Annotated in this window: 20 protein-coding genes; all 20 read right to left on the reverse strand. The window is 68.5% G+C overall.

What is annotated here, in order from left to right; genetic code table 11:
• Positions 1–90 precede the first annotated feature (90 nt).
• The gene (locus HMP06_RS11895; RefSeq protein ID WP_232089637.1) at positions 91–1,221 is read right to left on the reverse strand and encodes an OmpA family protein; all 1,131 of its coding nucleotides are present in this window, start codon (positions 1,219–1,221) and stop codon (positions 91–93) included.
• Positions 1,222–1,360: 139 nt separating this feature from the next.
• On the reverse strand, positions 1,361–1,864 hold the full coding sequence (locus tag HMP06_RS11900) for a DUF2793 domain-containing protein (protein ID WP_176497266.1): 504 nt from the start codon (positions 1,862–1,864) through the stop codon (positions 1,361–1,363).
• Positions 1,865–1,875: 11 nt separating this feature from the next.
• Positions 1,876–4,053 carry a phage tail protein gene (locus HMP06_RS11905; protein WP_176497267.1) on the reverse strand — a complete coding sequence of 726 codons (2,178 nt, stop codon included), beginning with the start codon at positions 4,051–4,053 and terminating at the stop codon, positions 1,876–1,878.
• A gap of 12 nt (positions 4,054–4,065) precedes the next feature.
• Positions 4,066–4,467 (reverse strand): peptidoglycan endopeptidase, encoded by a 402-nt coding sequence (locus tag HMP06_RS11910; RefSeq protein ID WP_176497268.1) that lies wholly within the window; start codon positions 4,465–4,467, stop codon positions 4,066–4,068.
• Positions 4,464–5,276: a DUF2163 domain-containing protein gene (locus HMP06_RS11915; protein WP_176497269.1), complete on the reverse strand. Its 813-nt coding sequence runs from the start codon at positions 5,274–5,276 to the stop codon at positions 4,464–4,466. Before HMP06_RS11915 ends, HMP06_RS11910 begins: the two co-directional genes overlap by 4 nt.
• A 217-nt stretch (positions 5,277–5,493) precedes the next feature.
• Positions 5,494–7,791, reverse strand: a complete 2,298-nt coding sequence (locus HMP06_RS11920) for a DUF2460 domain-containing protein (protein WP_176497270.1) — start codon at positions 7,789–7,791, stop codon at positions 5,494–5,496.
• A gap of 36 nt (positions 7,792–7,827) precedes the next feature.
• Positions 7,828–8,403, reverse strand: a complete 576-nt coding sequence (locus tag HMP06_RS11925; protein WP_176497271.1) for a tail tape measure protein — start codon at positions 8,401–8,403, stop codon at positions 7,828–7,830.
• Positions 8,396–8,752, reverse strand: a complete 357-nt coding sequence (locus HMP06_RS18035; protein ID WP_332102999.1) for a phage tail assembly chaperone — start codon at positions 8,750–8,752, stop codon at positions 8,396–8,398. The genes HMP06_RS11925 and HMP06_RS18035 overlap by 8 nt, the downstream gene beginning before the upstream one ends.
• The gene (locus tag HMP06_RS11935; protein ID WP_176497272.1) at positions 8,752–9,075 is read right to left on the reverse strand and encodes a gene transfer agent family protein; all 324 of its coding nucleotides are present in this window, start codon (positions 9,073–9,075) and stop codon (positions 8,752–8,754) included. The genes HMP06_RS18035 and HMP06_RS11935 overlap by 1 nt, the downstream gene beginning before the upstream one ends.
• Positions 9,072–9,479: a phage major tail protein, TP901-1 family gene (locus tag HMP06_RS11940; RefSeq protein WP_176497273.1), complete on the reverse strand. Its 408-nt coding sequence runs from the start codon at positions 9,477–9,479 to the stop codon at positions 9,072–9,074. The genes HMP06_RS11935 and HMP06_RS11940 overlap by 4 nt, the downstream gene beginning before the upstream one ends.
• 196 nt (positions 9,480–9,675) lie before the next feature.
• On the reverse strand, positions 9,676–10,065 hold the full coding sequence (locus HMP06_RS11945) for a DUF3168 domain-containing protein (RefSeq protein WP_232089641.1): 390 nt from the start codon (positions 10,063–10,065) through the stop codon (positions 9,676–9,678).
• The gene (locus tag HMP06_RS11950) at positions 10,062–10,259 is read right to left on the reverse strand and encodes a hypothetical protein (RefSeq protein ID WP_176497274.1); all 198 of its coding nucleotides are present in this window, start codon (positions 10,257–10,259) and stop codon (positions 10,062–10,064) included. Before HMP06_RS11950 ends, HMP06_RS11945 begins: the two co-directional genes overlap by 4 nt.
• Positions 10,253–10,804: a head-tail connector protein gene (locus HMP06_RS11955; protein ID WP_176497275.1), complete on the reverse strand. Its 552-nt coding sequence runs from the start codon at positions 10,802–10,804 to the stop codon at positions 10,253–10,255. The genes HMP06_RS11950 and HMP06_RS11955 overlap by 7 nt, the downstream gene beginning before the upstream one ends.
• Before the next feature lie 30 nt (positions 10,805–10,834).
• The gene (locus tag HMP06_RS11960; protein ID WP_176497276.1) at positions 10,835–11,782 is read right to left on the reverse strand and encodes a phage head spike fiber domain-containing protein; all 948 of its coding nucleotides are present in this window, start codon (positions 11,780–11,782) and stop codon (positions 10,835–10,837) included.
• Positions 11,782–12,048, reverse strand: coding sequence for a spike base protein, RCAP_Rcc01079 family (locus HMP06_RS11965; RefSeq protein WP_176497277.1), 267 nt, complete (start codon positions 12,046–12,048; stop codon positions 11,782–11,784). Before HMP06_RS11965 ends, HMP06_RS11960 begins: the two co-directional genes overlap by 1 nt.
• A gap of 87 nt (positions 12,049–12,135) precedes the next feature.
• Positions 12,136–13,188 (reverse strand): phage major capsid protein, encoded by a 1,053-nt coding sequence (locus HMP06_RS11970; protein WP_176497278.1) that lies wholly within the window; start codon positions 13,186–13,188, stop codon positions 12,136–12,138.
• A gap of 91 nt (positions 13,189–13,279) precedes the next feature.
• Positions 13,280–13,705, reverse strand: a complete 426-nt coding sequence (locus HMP06_RS11975; protein WP_332103000.1) for an HK97 family phage prohead protease — start codon at positions 13,703–13,705, stop codon at positions 13,280–13,282.
• Positions 13,702–14,031 carry a DUF6127 family protein gene (locus HMP06_RS11980; RefSeq protein ID WP_232089642.1) on the reverse strand — a complete coding sequence of 110 codons (330 nt, stop codon included), beginning with the start codon at positions 14,029–14,031 and terminating at the stop codon, positions 13,702–13,704. Before HMP06_RS11980 ends, HMP06_RS11975 begins: the two co-directional genes overlap by 4 nt.
• Entirely contained in the window at positions 14,028–15,164 is a 1,137-nt protein-coding gene (locus HMP06_RS11985) for a phage portal protein (RefSeq protein ID WP_176497280.1), read from the reverse strand. Before HMP06_RS11985 ends, HMP06_RS11980 begins: the two co-directional genes overlap by 4 nt.
• Positions 15,165–15,194: 30 nt before the next feature.
• Positions 15,195–15,875 (reverse strand): spermidine synthase, encoded by a 681-nt coding sequence (locus tag HMP06_RS11990; protein WP_176497281.1) that lies wholly within the window; start codon positions 15,873–15,875, stop codon positions 15,195–15,197.
• Between the last annotated feature and the right edge of the window lie 100 nt (positions 15,876–15,975).

Consider the following 15,975-nt stretch of genomic DNA (forward strand, 5'->3'; position numbering starts at 1 on the left):
GCGACCGAGCCACTCCGCAAAAATAACGAAAAAGGGGAGACCAGCCGTGGCTGATCTCCCCGATTTCTCGACCTTAAGGTCGGGTAGGGCTTAGTTGCCCGAACCCGGACCGTAAGTGACTTCGACGCGACGGTTCTGAACCTCACGCACGCCGTCAGCAGTCTCGACGCGCGGACGGCTTTCGCCGAACGCTTCCGAGGTGATGACGCCAGCGGGGATCGAATGCGCGGCCAGGTAAGCCTGAACCGACTCATTGCGACGCTGCGACAGGCCGACGTTGTAAGCGGGCGCACCCGACTTATCGGCGTGACCGGCCAGCATGACGCTTGCGCTACCGCAATTCTGATACTGCGCAACCGCGCCGTCCAGAATGGCTGCTGCTTCTGGCGTAACGTCCGACTTGTCCCATTCGAAGAACACGATGAACGGACCAGGCGAGCACGGCGTTGCAACCGGAGGCGGCGGAGGCGTTGGCTCAACCGGCGGCGGCGGCGGCGCTTCGACAACCGGCGGCGGCGGCGGTGCCGCTGGCTCACCGAAGTTGTAGGTCAGACCACCGAGCAGGCTGTGCGTGCGGAACTTGCCGTTGAACGACGTTCCCGCAACGTTGACCAGCTTGACGTTGTCCGCGGTGAAGAAACGATACTTCAGCGACGCATCGATATGCTTCGTGATCGGCGCACGAACACCGGCCAAGCCCTGATAGGCGAAAACCGTGTCGCTATCGTCCAGGAAGTTCTGACGCGTGTTGAGCTGCGCACGTTCCTTGACGCGAGCAACACCGACACCACCGCCGACGAAGCCCTGGATGCCGTCGTCATCACCGAAATCGACGAGGCCATTGACCATGAAGCTCAGAGCCGAACTGCGGCCACCGACATAGTCGAAGGTACCCGGATTAACGCCGGCCGGACGGCCAAGCGAATTCAGCACCGGCGTCGTTACCGTCGTGCGGTACGAATCCATCGTTGCCGCCTTGTAGCCGACTTCGGCTTCAAGCCGGAAACGACCCAGGTCGTAACCGATGACGCCATCGACGTCGTACCCGTAATTGTGATCGACGGTTCCACCCTGACGGACGGCACCGATATCAAACTTAATGTCTTCCACGATCATGGCGCCACCTTCGACACCCACGTACCACGCGTTGTCGCGTGCGAGGGCTGGTGTGGCGACGAGAGCAGTGGAGGCAAGCGCCATAGCAACGGCAAGCTTCCGCATAAAAATCCCCTTCTTCTGGTTGTCACTCGGACAGCGCTAACTCCCTACCTAATGCTTGGTTTCCACGCAAGCGCACAAATACATGCCCTGTGGCCGATCGGCCACAGCGACGGGGGAAGCGTCAGCCCTCGCTCCAGGGTCAGGTCGCGATCAGCCCATGTGTTCGCAGTGCAGCAAGAATCGCGGTGATCGCTATGCGTGCTTCGGTGTCAGGCGCGCTGCCCCCCGACGGCGTCGAGATCGCGCTTTGCTGTGTGCCAACCACCTTGGTCGCGGCCACCACCACCTGCGTTCCGCTCAGGCGGCCGACCGTCCATTCACCGCCGGAAAAGCGCGCAATCGCGTCATCCGCGCGGCTCCACGCGGCCATGCCGTCGTCCGCACCGATAAAGCGCCAGCCGCCCGCGCTCCACCCGGCGATCGCATTGGCCTGCCCGGTCCAGGCCCCGTTGGGGGTCGGGCCGACCACCCAACAGGCGCCCGGCGCAGGCGCCGCCGGCGGCGTATCGACACCGACTGCCTCAACCACCGGCTGCACCGCAAAATCGAGCAGCGTCAGCGCTTCGTTATAGGTCATTTCCTTCTGTGCCTGCCCGGTCTGCAACAAGGGCAGCCCCAGGCGCACGCTGGTTTCGTCGCTCACACTCGGTCTCCTTACTCTGCCCAATCGGGGATTCGAATCGTCGCAGCCGCCGATTCGCCAAGCGCGCCGACCTGTCGCATCGTGAGCGTCACGCCACCCACGCGGTCCGCTCGCGACACCAGCAACATTGGCGCGACCGTCTCGATCGTGCGCGCGCTGCCGTCGTCGCGCAGCAGAACGGCGCGATACGCTTCGCGCTCTTCGCCCAGCGGCGCATCGACGCCGTCGATCCAGCGCCAGCCGATTCTGCTGCGTCGCAGCCATTGCACTGCAGCATCGCCATCGCCGGTCTCGCGCCAGCGCAGCCCGACGGGTGACGGCGGCAAAATCGAGTGGCCGCGCACCGCCACACGAACCTCGACTGGCCCCGCGACATCCCCCGGACCCGACGCCATGATCCGTAGCTCGCCGCCAAGCGCGGACAGCGGAAGATCGAGCGACAGGACCGATTCGGCCTCGATCAGTGCAAAGCGGTCACCGATCGCTTGCGTGCCGATCGCCGCCTCGCTCCCGCGCCGCCCACGCCACAAATGCGATAACCGCCAGCGCGTCACGTCGATTTGCTCGGCCACGCCGAATTGCAGCAGTTCCTTGCCGACCCGCGCAAGATTCGCGCCGGCATCAATCGCGCCGGGATCGGCACCCGCCAAACTCATCTCGGCATGCGCCAATTCGACCTCGAATGCCTGTAGCCGGTCGATGATCGCCGCTGGCGATGATACGGGTACCGTAACGATCTGTCCGATCACCCCTGGGGCTGCCGTCGCACCGAGCGTGTTCCAGCGCATCCCCCCATCAACGCTGTACGACAATGCTGCTCGCCGCCACCCGGGCGTCGTTCCCGCAGCCACCACCGTGACCCGCGGCGCGCGCAATAGCGAATCGTCGAGCGGCAGCGCCTCGAACGCGGCGAGCACGGTCTCGCCGCTCACCACATCGGGGGCGGACAGGACGCGGCCCGCGCTTCCCGCGACAGCCAGCGTCCCGGTCGCCAGGCGCACGCAGTCCAGGCGGACGACGCTACGCTCGAACGACCAGCCAGAAACGCGCCAGACGCCAGCCCCTCCGGCAATCGTGACAGACGCCCCCGGCAATATGTCCAGCGCTTCCCAGCCGAGCGTGAGCGTCCGCCGCTCGCGCCCCGCCTCGGCGCGCGACAGCGCCGCCTCCGCCATCGTCTTGGCGCTCCCCGCGTCGATTGCGGCCGGCATGTCGATCCGCTCTTCGCGCGTGCCTGCCCCGGGGCGTCGCGCTTGCTGCATCCCGGTCTGGAAATCGCGCGCCGGGTCGTAATGCGCCAGCATTACGCTGCGCGGCACCGTCTCCAGCGCAGCGATCGCGCGCCCTTGCTTGCTGCGCGCAGATCCGTCCGCAATCGTCTCGCTATCGGCAATTGCGCGCTCGACGGCCAGCCCGGCGCGCATCCGAACTCCGCCGTCCGCAGGCGCGAACCACGCCCCGCCCGCCACCGCGAGTGTCTCGACCACGCCGCGCACGCTGTCGCCATATGCCGCGAATCCGCCGAGCAATTGCCCCGCTTCGCCCCCGGCAATCACACCATCGGACAGGTCGGCGGCAATCGTCCCGACCGTCACCGGCCCCGCATCGGCGATCACCTCGAACGTCAGCGACGGAATGCGGTTGCCATAATCGGCGAGCTGAAAATGCTCGAACACCGCATAAGCGATCCCACGATGCGCCGGGGTCAGCCCGGCCCCTTCCGCCGCCGCAATCAGCGGATCCACATCTTGCGCCTCGCCCCCCACATGCAACCGGAACCCCGTCGCGCTCTTGAAGTCCCCGCCGCTCCCCCGCAGCAATTTGCCGTCCGCCCAGATCCTACCGACCCCAAGGATCGCCCGCGCGGACAAGGCCACCGCAAACGATGCCGAATAGCTGTAATTGGTCGTGCTCGGCTGTCCCTTGCCCGAACTGCTCGTCGCCCGGCTTTCGATCAGGTCGGTCGCCCAGATCACGCACCCGCCGATCCGCATCGTGCCGAACAGCCGCGGGATTTGCGTGCCATAGCTCGACGTCTGCAGCTTCAGCTCGGTCAGCCGCGGCCCTTCGCGGCCCTTGGGCTTGAACAGGATGTCGCGGTCGATCGCATTGCCGATCGTCGCACCGATCGCGCCGCCGATCGGCCCGCCCACCACGCTGCCGATCATCGTCAACACCAAAGTCGCCATCGCGCCGCTCCCTTAATCCCCGATCACGCGCCAGCAGCCGAGCATCGGCCACGGCGCTGCGCCCGGTCGCTCGACCACGCGGCGCAAGGCGGCATCGGCATGGACGATCCCGCCCGGCACGATCACCGCCATGTGAAATTGCGTCACGTCGCACGCGAACAGCGCGAGATCGCCCGGCCAAGGCGCATCGCCGCGCACCAGCCCGCTGGCATCCAGCCGCGCCGCCAGGATCGCCGCATCCCCACCGCGCAGCGCGTAATCGGCCGGGATATCGCCACGATATCCCGCCGCCCGCATCGCCAGCGCCGCCAGCCCGACGCAATCCAGCCCGAACACCGGGTCACGCCCGTGCACCCGAAACCGTGTGCCCACCGCCCCGCGCGCCGCCTCCACCGCGCGCTCGGCGCCCGTCATGCCCCCGGATACCGCGTCAGCAGATCGATCCCCGGCAAATACGGCTCGCCCCGGAAATTCACCGCATTGCCGAACCGCGCCGCGCACGTCGCCAGGCTCTTGTCGCACCCCTCGATCAGCTCCACCAGATCGCCCGCCGCGACCGGCAGCGCCGCGTCCGCGCGCAACGTCACCGTCGCGCCATCGGACCGCGACACCGCACTCTCCAGCCCCGAATTCGCGCCCCCGATCCAGCGCAGCAACCCCGCGCCATACGCATTGGCGCTCGGCTCTGCGGTATCGAGCGTCAGCACGCGCTCGACACACGCCACAACGCGCACCACCCGCCGCCGCCCCGCCATCGCGACGCGGCACCGCCGGTCGCCCAGCTCGGCGCGGCATTCGGGCGAGGTCGCCTCTACAACCGGCCGCTCCAGCGCCGCCGCACTTCCGCGCAGTTCCGCAGTGAACGCGCCGCGATCGGTCTCGACCGCGCCGATCACCCCCTCGCCCAGCGCGACCCTGTCCGGCTCCGCCCCCGTCCAATCGACCGCAAACAACGCCACCCGCGCCCCATCCCAGCGCCCGGCCAGCAAATCCCGCTCCCCGATCGCCGCACTGGTCAGCGCCCCTGCAATATCCATCGTATCGGCATCGAGCCCGTCGCCGCGCTTGATCGCCGACGGCGTCATCCCCGGCGCGGCGCGATGCACCAGCCCGTCGATCAGCAAATCACGGTCATGATCGGTCAACCCGATCGCCACCCCATCCCGCCGCTCGATCCGCCAGCACAAGGCGATCGTGGTCAGGGGGCCGTGGAGGAAGGTCATAAAAAGCCCTTTCTCCCTCGCCCCTACTTAGGGGAGAGGGTTGCGAAGACTTGGGTTCGCTTCTTCAGCGGGCCCTAGTCGTAGCTGGGAGAGGGGTGATGCGGCGCCATCGCGCCGCGCGGGCCATGGGCCCGCCTCGCCCCCTCTCCCCACCTTCGCTAGGCAGCAAGCTGCCAAGCTGCGGTACCCTCTCCCCCGCCGGGGGAGAGGGAGAAGGCTACTCCCGCACCTCGACCAGCGGCACCGCCGCCGCCGCGCCCGCCAGGAAGGTCGCGCGATTGACGCTCAGCCGGTCCTCGGCAAAGCGCACCGCCACATCGAACAGGAACCCCGCGCTGACGGTCACGCCCGCCGCCGGTGCCAGGTCGAGCTCGATGAACCCGCCCGCCACCACCGTGAACGCCGACGTCTCCACGCCCCCCACCGCCACCCGCACGCTCCCCGCAGCCGGCCGCGTGATCCGCCGGGACGTGTCCCCGTAAGCCTTCACCAAAGCGAAACGCACGCGCACCCCAGCACCCACGCCCAGCACCTGATCCGCCGCCCCCGGCACCGCGCCGCCGGACGAAAAATCGAACGGATCGCGCAACCGAAACCCGCGCGCTGGCCCCATCCGCGCGCGAAAAAACGCCAGCAACGCAGCAATATCCGCCTCGGACCGCACCCCCGGCCCAACATCGTAGCGGGTCCGCGCCTCGGCCCAGCTCGCGTTGCGCGCCTCATGCCCACCGCCGCTCGTCACGATCGCGGTCGAGAATTCCGGACTCACCTCCGCCTCACGCCCCAGCGCCAGCGGGAACAGCACATCGTCGAACGCCTGCACGTCGCTCTCCTCAACATCGAAATGCACGAACCCGTCGCGCAACACTTGCGGCAGCGCCCAGATGAAGGCGCGAGGAACACCCCGTCCCCGCGCCGCCTCCGCCGCAGCATCGATCTCGCGCCAATCGGCAAATTGGTCGGGCCGCAGCACGAAGCCCGAAAAATAGTGCGTATCCGCCGTCGCATAGCCCAACCGCGCCTGCGCCGCCGCAACGCTACGCGCGGTCCCCGCGACATTGCCAGCGGTGACGAAATCATAATCCTCAAGCTGCAGCACATCGAACGCCGGGGCCGCCCAGCCCAGCGGCACATTCGCCCGCGCCACCTCGGGCGCATCGCTGGAGAGCACGCTTGGCAAATACACCAGCAGATGCGTCTCGACCGCGGGCGCCACCACCTGCACCGCCGCGACCAAAGCCGCCGTCGACTCCGCCAGCAAGACGCCCGCCGCATCCAACAAAGCGCGCTGCGCCGCAGTGGTGACCAACTGCACGCGCGCAATCTCCACCGGCGCGCCACCAAACGCCGCCCGCGCCGCATCATCGTACAGGCACGGCCGACCATCCGGCATCACCCACCACCACGGCTCGCCGACCTGGAACTTCGGGGCCAGCCCCGCCGCGACCGCAATCCCGATCAGCTCGGCCGCCACCGCACGCAGATACGCCATCGCCCCAACCGAGGCGGGCGACAGCAAGGTCGACGGCGGCTCCCACCCGGTCACCGCGGGCGATCCATCCCACGCCCGCTGCTTCCAATCACCCCAGCAATGCGCGTCGAACAGTTCGTAACTGAGCGACCAGATCACGTTATAGCCCAGCGCCCGCGCCCGTTCGGCAAAGTCACGCTGCCACGCCGCCGCCGCGACATTCAGCGCACCGCCGCCCAAGCTCGCGTAAAAACCGCCCGAATTCGCCTCGAGCCGCAAATAATGGCTCATCCCGACATAATGCACGATGCTCCCGCGATAGCCGAGCAACAGCGCGTTCCGGAGCAACCGAGCAGGCGTCAGATTGTACGAATCATCATAGCCGCTGGCGATCTCCAGCCCATGTTCGGGCACCACCACATCGCCAATCGCCAGCACCGCCCCCGGCCCGTCGCAGACGATGTCCGAAAGCTCGGCCCAGGCCTCGACCGGCGCGGCGAGCGGAGCGCTGCCACCGGCCACGAACCCCGGCGGCACCAGCGACACGAACATCCGGTCGACATCCCCCGCCCACACCGGATCGGCCTCACCCGGCAGCAAAAACCCGCCGTCGATCGCCGCGAAATCAAGCGAAACGACCGCATCCTCGGGCGACCCGTCCGCATAGTTCCACAACCGCACATACCACGCCCGCGCCGCCCCCGCGGCATCGCGCCCCTCGATCGTCAGCACCGGGCCATTGACGGCATCGAGCGCGATCACCCCGCCCGATCGCCACCGGAACGACAACCGACACCCCCGAAAATCGCGCGCCGTCTCATACTTCAGCAACGGATGATCGAAGCGATCCTCCGCCTCCCAGATCAACCCCGCCAGATCGCCCGCGGTATAAAACACCGCATCGACCCGCAGCGTATCCGCTGCGGTCGTGGTCACCGCCGCCATCATCGGCCGCGGAAAATTAACCGTCCAGAACCGCGGATCAAAGCGCGAGATGACGCCTTCGGATTGCACGGTCCGTTCGGATGCTAACCAGAATGGCATGATACCTCCAATCTCCCTCTCCCGTCGGGAGAGGGATTATTCGACCAACGCCGCCCGCACCGCCCGCGCCACCTGCCGGCTCGACGCCGCCAGCGCTTGCGAAGGTTCCCCCCCGCCCTGCACCGTGATCGACACCCGCACGTCGCGCGCACCCCCGCCACCGCTCGCGACGATGCTCCCGCTGGCGGTCGGCACGAACAATTCCGGCCCGCGCTCGCCGACGATATACGGCCGCAGCGGTGACACCGGCCCGCCGGTCGCGCGTCCTGGCGCGCCGCCGAACAGGCTGCCCAGGATCGACAGCAATCCGCCGCCCGATCCTCCGCCGCCGCCGCCGCCCCCGCCGCCGCCCAAAATCGCCTGCAACCCGCTGCGCACTGCCGCCGCAGCAATGTCGTTCAGCACCGACAGCGCGACCTTGCGCAAATCCTCAAAGCCAAAGCTCCCGGTCCGCAAAGCCTTGCCCAGCGCATTTTCGATCGCGCGCCCCGCCCGGTCGACCCCCGACACCAGCGGCCCGTCCAGACTCGCGCGCATCGCATCCACGTCGCGCGCAAAGCCCGCCGTATCGGCGCGCACGCCCACCACCAGCCGTTCGATTTCCTCATCCATCGGGAAACGCCTCCTGCAATTTCTGGAAAGTGGCGGCATCGGGCGGTTCGACCGCATCATCAGCGCCCCGCAACACCGCCACCACCGCTGCGAGCTCAGCCGGCGTTGAGCACCAGAACGTGTCCGGCGACCACCCCAGCACCGCCCCTGCAAACCCGGCGAGCCGCGTGGCGTGCCCACTAAACTCCTCCCCCGCTTCAGCGGGGGAGGGGGACCATGAGCATTCAGCGAATGGTGGAGGGGGAGCAACGGCCGTTGTAGCGTCCAGCCCGCCCCCTCCACCACTCGGCTGAAGGAGCCAAGCGGTCCCCCTCCCCCGGTTCCCGGGGGAGGAATAAAAGGGCTCCATCACCGCCCCGCCAGAATCTGCCCGAGCAGCACGCGCAACACCGGCGTCGCCGCCGCCAGCCCGCCGCCCACCACCGCCTCGCCCAATTGCTCCCGCGTGATCGCTTCAGGCGCGCCGAACCGACAATGCCAGAACAGCGCGACCATCTCGCCCAGCGACAAAGCCCCCGCCGCCGCCCGCTCGACCAAAGCGAACAGCGGCCCCACTTCCTGCTCCGCCGCAACCAGCGCCTGAAAGCTCGGCCGCAACACGATCGTCTCGCCAGCAACCCGAAGCGACGCCTCGCCCCTTGCCGGATTGGGCGCCGGATTGGGCGCGCTCACGCGCTCACCACCGGCCCGCTGCTCTCCAGGCTCAGCGTGTACGATCGCTCGCCATTATAATCCCCGGCATAATCGAGCTTGGTGACGAGAAACCGCCCCGACAGCGTCTCGCCGCTTTCGAAACTCAACCGATACTCATCGATCGCGCCCGACAGTGCATTGCCCTTCACGCGCACCTCGGCGGCGGACCCGGTAAAGATCCCCGCGCCCGACACGCTGACGCTCCGCACCCCCGCCCCCGACAGCAATTCGCGCCAGCCGCCCGAATCCTTCGACGTGATCGCGACCAGCTCGCCATTGATGCTCAACTGCGTCGTCCGCAGCCCCGCCACCGTCTGATAGACGACCGGCACCGCCCCATTCCCGACCTTCAGCAAAAAGGCCGATCCGCGTTCTGCACTCATGGGTTTTCTCCTTCAAAGCCGTCCGATTGTCCCGCGAACCGAATATGTATCCGTCACCCCGGCCCCCTCGACGAAGCTCGGGACAGGCTTGTGCCGGGGTCCACCGTGCGGCGAGCGGCGCATGCGATGTCGACTCCGACGCTTTCGGCGCGGTGGACCCCGGCACAAGGCCGGGGTGACGATGTGGAGCCACGCATTATTCTGTAGCCAGCACCCGCACGCGATATTCGACCATCGCCGCCCACCGCCCCGGCGGCCCGCCGCGCACGCGGCTGCGCACCAGCACCACGCTCGCCACCCGCCAGCCATCCAGATCGCGCGGCAAAGCCTCGATCGCCGCACCCACCGCGCCCGCCAGCGTCTGCACCCGCGCATTGCTCTCGGCCGCATCGCGCACGCTCACCGCCAGCCGCAGCTCACGCCCGGCGCAGTCCTTGACGCTCCAATCGCCGCTCAGGAGGTCACCCAGCTCGGCATAAGGCGGCGTCGCCTTGACCGGCGGGGCGAGATACACCCCGTTGAGCCCGTCGATTCCGCGCAGCGCCGCCAGCACCGCCGCCTGCACCACGCTTTCAGCCCCGCTCACAGCAATTGCCTCCCGAGCCAGCGCAGCCGCGCGTCGTCGATATCGAGCCGACCTGACAGATAGATGTCGCGCTCCTGCACCAGCACCTCCACCCCCGGAAAGGCGATGCGCAGCGCAGCCGCCACGCGCTCCCGCGCGCGGTCGGTTGCCGCCTCGGCGGCGGCGATCCCGCGGGCCTCCAGCGCGCTCAACATGCCGCACCAAGCGCCATGCGCCGGAACGGCCGCCAAAGTGCCGTCACCGCCACCGGCGGCGCGCTGCCCGTGTCACGTTCGTCGAACAGATAGGCCGCGAGCAGCACGACACCCTGGCGCAGCGGCGCCGGCAAATCCGCCCAGCCTGCCGCGAGGCCCGCCTCAAACACCGCCGCCACCTGCCGGTCGGCACCAGCGTCGCTGACCCGCACCCAGCCATCGCCCGCCGCATCCACGTCGATCGCATAGGCCGCGACCGCCAGCGGCACCCCGCCCAGCGTTTCCACGCCCGAAATCGCGCGCACCGGCCCTGCCGCCAGCCGCCGCCAGCTAGCAGACACCGCCATCCGCTCCCGCAGCGTCCGCCGAATCGCGACTTGCCCGATGAACTGTTCGCACAGCCCCAACGCGGTCTCCGCAAAGGCGGCGATCAGCACGTCCTCGTCGCTGAGCTGCACGCGCAACATCGCCTTCACCGCCGCCACCGCCAGCGCACGGTCCTCCGTCCCGAGCGTAACCACGCCCGGCCCTTGATCCTCGATCATGTCGTGTCTCCGCCCCCGGGGCTAAATCTGCTAGAGTTTCTGCACGCGCCTGATCCAACGCCGCGCCAGCGTCACCGGCACGACCCCCACGCCGCCTGCCACGCTCAGCGTCGCGTCCTGGCTCGATCCGTCGTCAAAGCCATAGCGCACGCCGATCACGCCATCCGCCACACCGCGCGCACGCCAGTCGAGCGTCAGCACGTCGGCCGCACGCGTCCCCACGCCCGCCCCCGTGACGATCCGCGATGTCGCCACCGCACCCGCCTCGATCTGCACATGCGTCACGTTCAGCCCGCTCGTCCCGTCCCCGACATAGCTCGCAATGGTCGCGGCGGAGGCGTTCAGGCGCAGCACGATCTGTTGGCCGCTCGCTGCCGCCAGCGGCGTTGCGGTCACGACGCACAGCCACGCGCCACCGCCCGCCGGATAGGCAGCGGCGGTGCAATTGGCCGATATCGCCACCGTTCCGCTGGCGGCATCGAAAATGGCGAAGGTCGCCGTGGCGAACGTCGGCGCAGAGCCGATCGACATCACCAGATACCGTTTGGCGGAGCCGCTGCGTTCCCCCACGATCGCGCTCACGGTCATCGTCTCGCCGGCGCCGTAGCTGACATCGCCCGTCGCCTGCCGCACCGAATGCGTGCCACTGGCGGCGGTTTCGATCAGCGCCCCGGCGGTCGTGGTCAGCGTCGATTTGGACCAATAGCTATCGGTCCGGTCGGTGCTGCGACCCATCACATTGGCACCGGCCGCCTCGATCAGCAGCCCGCGAAAAGCGCCCGTCACCGGATCCCGGTCAAAGCGCGCCACGTCCGCTGCCACCGCGACGACCGCGCCGCTCGCATCGGTGCACGTAGCGGCACTCGCCCGCGCCAACCGCGCCCCCGGCGGCAGCACCCCGCCCGAAAAATCGAACAGCGTGCTTGGGCTGCCGCCGCGATTGACCGTAAAGCGCGGCCCGAAACCGATCGCGTGCATCAGTACAGCGCCAGCAGATCAGCCGCGGTCGTGCCCGTAGCCCGCACGAACTGCGCGCGGAACGGCAGCACCGTGCCGTTTGCGACATTTTTCCACATTTGGTCCGCGCTGCCACCCACCCCGCGCATCGCAATGTCGCCGCCGGTGCCGACGTACAGCGCCTTGGGAATATCGGTCAGCGGAGTGCTGTCATGCGGCACCACCGCCACCGCCCGCGTCGCCGGTGCCGATACCTGATCGGCCGAATTCGAAAACTGGTCTGCCATGAATCTTCTCCAAGCCCCTCTCCCCCATGGGGGAGAGGGAGGGGCCCGCGACGCGCAAGCGTCGTGGGAGGGTGAGGGCCTGTCGGGTTACGAAGCCGAGAACTTCATCAGCTTGATCGCCTCCGAATTCGACACGCACCCACCGACGCGCTTGGTCGCGTAGAAATTGACGAACGGCTTGTTGGTGTACGGATCGCGCAGGATCACCGTTTCGCTGCGCTCGGCGATCAGATAGCCCGCCTTGAAATTGCCGAACGCGATCGACAGGCTGTTCGCCGCGATGTCGGGCATGTCTTCGGCCTCGATGACGGGATAGCCGAGCAAGGTCGCCGGCGTCCCTGCGGTCAGGCTCGGGCTCCACAGGAATTGCCCGTCGGTCGTCTTGAACTTGCGGATCCGCGCCAGCGTGGCGGCATTCATCACGAACGCCGCGCCCTGGCGGTACGGCCCGCGCAACGCTTGCACCAGGTCGATCAGCCGATCCTGCGGGTTCGCCGCAAAATCCCCCGCTGCGCCGCTCGCCAGATATTGCAGCGTCCCGAAGCTGCGCACCGTATCGCCCGTGTTCGCGGTCGGCGCCTGCAGGAACCCCTTTGGCCGATTGGTGCCACTCCCGTTGACGAACGCCGCCCCTTCCGCCTTGGCAAATTCCATCGCGATTTCGTTCGCCAGCCACGCCTCGACATCGAACACCGCATCGTCGAGCATCGCCTGGCTCGCGCTCGGATTGGCGTACAGCTCGCCCATCGGCGGCGCGATCTCGACGAAAGTGGGCGTGCCCGTCTCGGCCCGCGCCGCCGTTTCCGCCGTCCAGCCCGACGGCGTGCCGCCCGTCGTCACCAGCTTGCGATACCCGGCCGACCCCACCGTCACGATATTGGCGATCGATCGGATCGGCGAGATGCTCTTCAGCGTGGCATCGATCTCGGCATCGATCTCGCGCGGAATGGCAAAGCCGCCCGTGTCACCGGAGACCCCGGTAAACGCCTTCATCTCGACGCTCGCGCCGGAGCGCAGGAACCCCTCGAACGCCGCCCCCGAAGGCTCCCGCGCGCCCGCCAACATCGGCCGCACCACCGCCCCCGCCGTCTCAACAGCGCCAAAGCTCGCCTCCAGCGCCTCGATCGTGGTGTCGCTCATGCTCAGTCTCCCACAGCAAAACGCCCGGGCGACACCGCCGCCCAGGCCAAGAAAACACCGATTTTTGATAGAAAAGCCGCTTCCCCGGCGGCTAATCCGCCACCGCCAGCACCCGCGCCGCGCGTTGCATCGGCAGCGCCACCACGCTCACCTCGACCAGCTCGATCGCAGTCAGCTCGCGCACGCGCCCCCGCACCGCCGCCCGCGCGCGGAAACCGATCGACAGCCCCGACACCGCCCCGCCCCGCACCAGCCCGGCCACGCGCGGATCGTTGATCCGCCCGATCACGCGCAAGCCCCGCGCATCGGGCGCGATCCGCTCGATCGTGCCGATCGGCGCGCCGTGGTGATGCCACAACAACGGCACCGGGAGCGGCGCATCCCCGAACGCCCCGGCCCGGATCACATCCCCACCCCGGTCTACGCAATCGAACACGGCGGCGTATCCGGCGAAGCGCAATCCCTGGGGCCCCCGCAAAGTACCACTTTGCGGGGAAATCTGCTGCGGGGATTTCACTTCACCCAATCCCAAAAGCCGAACTTCGCCGCCAACCCCGTCAGCACCAGCGCGCCCGCGATCCGCACGACCCACCCCAGCACCGCCTTCCACACCGAACGCTTCGCATCGCGCCACGCGCCGAGCAGCTCGCGCAGCTCGGCCATGTCCTTCGCCGCCGCCGGATCATCCAACCCCAGCCGCACCAGCGCCCGCGCCGCCGCCAGCTCGCCCGCTTCCTCGGCAATCGCGCGCAGCGTGGTCAGGTCCGCGCCCTCGCTCGCGCCTTGCGCCATCAATTGCGCCAGCACCGCCCCGCCACCCAAGGCACCGGTCCCGGCGCTCATGCCCCCGCTCCGGCAGGAGCGGGCTCAACGACCCCAAGCATCGCGCGCTTCTCCGCCCGGCTCAGGAAATCCGCCGCGCCCACTTGCCCCCACAATCGCTCGCGATCCTCGGCCAGCGCCGGCACGCGGTCGAGGTCGACCTGCATCCCCGTCTCCTCGAACCACCCGCGCAGCCCTTGCGAAAGCGCTGAAAGGATCGTCCCCGCCAGTGGCAGGACCGTCTGCCGCCACAGCGCGCGATTGGCCTCCTTGTAATTGGCATAGGTCGCATCCCCGGGCAGGCCGAGCAGCATCGGCGGCACCCCGAAGGCCGTCGCAATCTCACGCGCCGCCGCCGCCTTCATGCCGGCAAAGTCCATGTCGGCGGGCGTCATGCTCAGCGCCTGCCATTTGAGCCCGCCCTCCAGCAGCATCGGCCGCCCGGCATTGCGCGCGCCCGCGAAACTCTCGTCCATCTGCCCCTGCAACCGCGCGAACTGGTCGCGCGACAGCGTCGATCCGTCACCCGGATCATAGACCAGCGCCCCCGACGGCCGCGCCGCATTGTCGAGCAAGCCGGTGTTCCAGTTCGCCGCCGCATTATGCAGCGCGATCGCCCCCGCCGCCGCGCCGAGACACCCCAGGCCGTAATGATCGTCGAGCGGGTGGAACGCCTTGATATGCATGATCTGCGGGCGCGGTTCGTCTGCCAGCAACCGCACCGATCGCGTCCCCACGGTATAGCGATACGCCACCGGCCAGCCGCCCGCATCGGGCTCGACCGTCACGCGCTCGGGCCTGAGCGCGAACAGCTCGACCACGTCGCCGCGCGCATCGCTCAGCACCTGCACATAGGCATTGCCGTGCAGCAGCACGTGGCTCGCCACCGTCGCGGTCAGCGCTTGCCCGGCCGAACGCGCCCGCACCAGCGCCAGCAGATCGGGCGCAGCAGACAGCGGCGCATCGCCCACTGCGTCCGCAATCATCCGCACCGCCCGCTGCGCGATGGCATTGCGCAGGAACAGCGCGCGCATCTGCCCCTCATACCCGATCGGAACATCGCCCACCGCGCCCTGTGCAAAGCGCGCGCGTCGAAACTCCAGCGCCGGACGCGAATCCTCGCGCCCGGCCGCTTTCCAGCCGAACATTTTCATGATGGTATCCTTTATTGGGAGCGACGCGCCTCAGCGCACCGTTGCAAACCAGATAACGTGGCGCGGGCCTTTCCCGTTGGTCCGCGCCTTCACTGCAATTTCCTCGACCGCAAACCCCGCCGCGCCGAGCCGCCGCACGAATTTCGCATCCGGTCCGGCCGACCACACCGCCAGCACGCCGCCCGGCGCTAGTGCCGCCTTCGCCACCGCCAGCCCGCGCGGGGCATAGAGCCGGTCATTCTCGGCGCGCACCAGCCCGTCCGGCCCATTGTCGACATCGAGCAGGATCGCATCGAACCCGCCCCCCTCAAATCCGTTCGCGCGGATGACGTCCGCGACATCGCCTTCGACCACCACCACGCGCGGATCATCCAGGCACCCCGCCGCCACCGCCGCCATCGGCCCGCGCGCCCAGGCGATGATTTCGGGCACCAGCTCGGCCACCGTCACCACCGCGCCCGGCCCGACCGCGCCCAGCACCGCGCGCAGCGTGAAGCCCATCCCGTACCCGCCGATCAGCACCTTGGGCGCTTTGACCCCGGCGATCCGCTCCAGCGCCAGCGTCGCCAGCGCGATCTCCGACCCGTTCATCCGCGTGCTCATCAATTCATTGCGGTCGACCACGATCATGAAATCGCCGCCGCGGCTGAAGAGCTGCATGTCCGCCCCACCGGGGATGCTGGCAGTGTCGATCAGGATGCGCGGGGTCATGCCATTCTCCTCCCCTCCCTGGCAGGGAGGGGCTGGGGGTGGGTCGGTGGGAGGGGAAAGGTCATCCGCCACCGCTGGCCGACCCACCCCTACCCGCTCC

This window comes from Sphingomonas sp. HMP6 (assembly GCF_013374095.1).
Classification (GTDB): domain Bacteria; phylum Pseudomonadota; class Alphaproteobacteria; order Sphingomonadales; family Sphingomonadaceae; genus Sphingomonas.

Excerpts from the sequence above, each read along its gene's own strand:
- HMP06_RS11950 (WP_176497274.1), bottom strand. The coding sequence starts at position 10,259 with ATGTTGAGCGCGCTGGAGGCCCGCGGGATCGCCGCCGCCGAGGCGGCA.
- HMP06_RS11985 (WP_176497280.1), bottom strand. The coding sequence starts at position 15,164 with ATGAAAATGTTCGGCTGGAAAGCGGCCGGGCGCGAGGATTCGCGTCCG.
- HMP06_RS11915 (WP_176497269.1), bottom strand. The coding sequence starts at position 5,276 with ATGACCTTCCTCCACGGCCCCCTGACCACGATCGCCTTGTGCTGGCGG.
- HMP06_RS11905 (WP_176497267.1), bottom strand. The coding sequence starts at position 4,053 with ATGGCGACTTTGGTGTTGACGATGATCGGCAGCGTGGTGGGCGGGCCG.
- HMP06_RS11955 (WP_176497275.1), bottom strand. The coding sequence starts at position 10,804 with ATGATCGAGGATCAAGGGCCGGGCGTGGTTACGCTCGGGACGGAGGAC.
- HMP06_RS11910 (WP_176497268.1), bottom strand. The coding sequence starts at position 4,467 with ATGACGGGCGCCGAGCGCGCGGTGGAGGCGGCGCGCGGGGCGGTGGGC.
- HMP06_RS11895 (WP_232089637.1), bottom strand. The coding sequence starts at position 1,221 with ATGCGGAAGCTTGCCGTTGCTATGGCGCTTGCCTCCACTGCTCTCGTC.
- HMP06_RS18035 (WP_332102999.1), bottom strand. The coding sequence starts at position 8,752 with ATGGAGCCCTTTTATTCCTCCCCCGGGAACCGGGGGAGGGGGACCGCT.
- HMP06_RS11925 (WP_176497271.1), bottom strand. The coding sequence starts at position 8,403 with ATGGATGAGGAAATCGAACGGCTGGTGGTGGGCGTGCGCGCCGATACG.
- HMP06_RS11960 (WP_176497276.1), bottom strand. The coding sequence starts at position 11,782 with ATGCACGCGATCGGTTTCGGGCCGCGCTTTACGGTCAATCGCGGCGGC.
- HMP06_RS11940 (WP_176497273.1), bottom strand. The coding sequence starts at position 9,479 with ATGAGTGCAGAACGCGGATCGGCCTTTTTGCTGAAGGTCGGGAATGGG.
- HMP06_RS11920 (WP_176497270.1), bottom strand. The coding sequence starts at position 7,791 with ATGCCATTCTGGTTAGCATCCGAACGGACCGTGCAATCCGAAGGCGTC.
- HMP06_RS11965 (WP_176497277.1), bottom strand. The coding sequence starts at position 12,048 with ATGGCAGACCAGTTTTCGAATTCGGCCGATCAGGTATCGGCACCGGCG.
- HMP06_RS11990 (WP_176497281.1), bottom strand. The coding sequence starts at position 15,875 with ATGACCCCGCGCATCCTGATCGACACTGCCAGCATCCCCGGTGGGGCG.
- HMP06_RS11980 (WP_232089642.1), bottom strand. The coding sequence starts at position 14,031 with ATGAGCGCCGGGACCGGTGCCTTGGGTGGCGGGGCGGTGCTGGCGCAA.
- HMP06_RS11970 (WP_176497278.1), bottom strand. The coding sequence starts at position 13,188 with ATGAGCGACACCACGATCGAGGCGCTGGAGGCGAGCTTTGGCGCTGTT.